The organism is Shewanella sp. 11B5 (genome assembly GCF_002836795.1).
GTDB classification, from domain to species: domain Bacteria; phylum Pseudomonadota; class Gammaproteobacteria; order Enterobacterales; family Shewanellaceae; genus Shewanella; species Shewanella frigidimarina.
This window is the reverse complement of sequence record NZ_PJAP01000097.1, coordinates 1-1297: the sequence shown is the minus strand read 5'-3', so window position 1 is coordinate 1297 and position 1297 is coordinate 1. Positions and strand designations below refer to the sequence as shown.

The window sequence follows — 1297 nt, the reverse complement described above, 5'->3', positions numbered from 1 at the left end:
TATTTTGTTTCTCTTTTTTTTTTTAATGCTCCTGCCACCACCGGGCTCTACACTCTCCTCTTCGTCGGCAGCGTCAGATGTGTATAAGAGCCGGCGGCGTTGCTTTGTGGGTCTTTGCACCAATTGATAAACCGAGAGCCCTGTTTAAAGCTGGCATCACATTGGCGAATAAAGTCGTTTTCATCGATACCAATTTTGCTCAGGGTTGAGCGCATCGAAGGCCACGTGCCTTCACCTACGCCAATAGTGGCCACATCCGGTGATTCGATTAAGGTAATATTGAGTTTGGGAGAGTGAACTAAAACACCTTTATCAACATTATGTTCAGCGGCTAACAAACCGGCAGTTATCCAACCAGCGGTGCCGCCTCCAACGATGATTATTTCGGTTATTGGTTTTTGCATCATCTTTACCTACGCTTTTGGCGTGATTATTATTTTTATTCTGATGAATCTAAAAATCTGATTGCTTATAGAACACGTTAGGTAGCATTCAATAAAATGTAAGCACATTCAAGTAATAGTTTTTTTATGTTTTTGCGTACATGGTTTCAAACTGCTTAACGCAAAAAATAGTAACGTCCTTGTTACTCAATGTATTGCAATAAAAGGAGGTGACAAAAGTTGGCACCTCAACGACCTGAAAGGGTACTTGAGTGAATTCCGGCTAACACTGGAGTGTTAGCCGAAATATCACTCAATGACTATTGCATTATCGATTAGAAAGTATAACGAGCACCTAAACTATAACGTGCGCCAGTTTCGGTTAGGTTTAACACTTGCTCGTCAGCACGACCGTGAACACGGATGTACTCTTCAGTAATGTTAAGTCCTTCGAAAAACACCGTTAATCCTTCAACAGACTCGACATCATAGCTAACAGACAAATCGATTTGCGAGTAAGCTTCTGTGTACTGTGGGTTAGCGCCAGTACCTTGACCTGTAGAGTTTAAGAACTCATCACGCCAGTTGTATGCGATACGGGCTTGGAAACCATAATTCTCGTACACGAATACCGCGTTAGCGGTGTCACTAATACCGATTAATGCTGATTGTGCATCAAATGAGAAGTTGTCGTAAGCCTGATCACTATTAACCAAGGTGTAGTTGGCTATTACACCAAATCCGCTTTCGCCGAAGAAGTGTTGTGCCGCAAACTCCCAACCATCAATGACTGAGTTATTAGAGCTGTTTGATGGCGTTGAAATATTAAAGTTCAACAATTCATCATTATTAGCAGCACTGCCGCTAATAATTTGATTCGTGACATCTACAGCAGCATTATCAGCATAATTTGC

2 pseudogenes are annotated in these 1297 nt (G+C 41.8%); both read right to left on the bottom strand.

Annotated elements, in window-relative coordinates:
• Window positions 1-110 precede the first annotated feature (110 nt).
• Window positions 111-404 (bottom strand): annotated as a pseudogene (locus CXF78_RS00815) (tryptophan 7-halogenase); the annotation flags it as partial.
• Window positions 405-718: 314 nt separating this feature from the next.
• A pseudogene (locus tag CXF78_RS00810) lies at window positions 719-1297 on the bottom strand (TonB-dependent receptor); the annotation flags it as partial.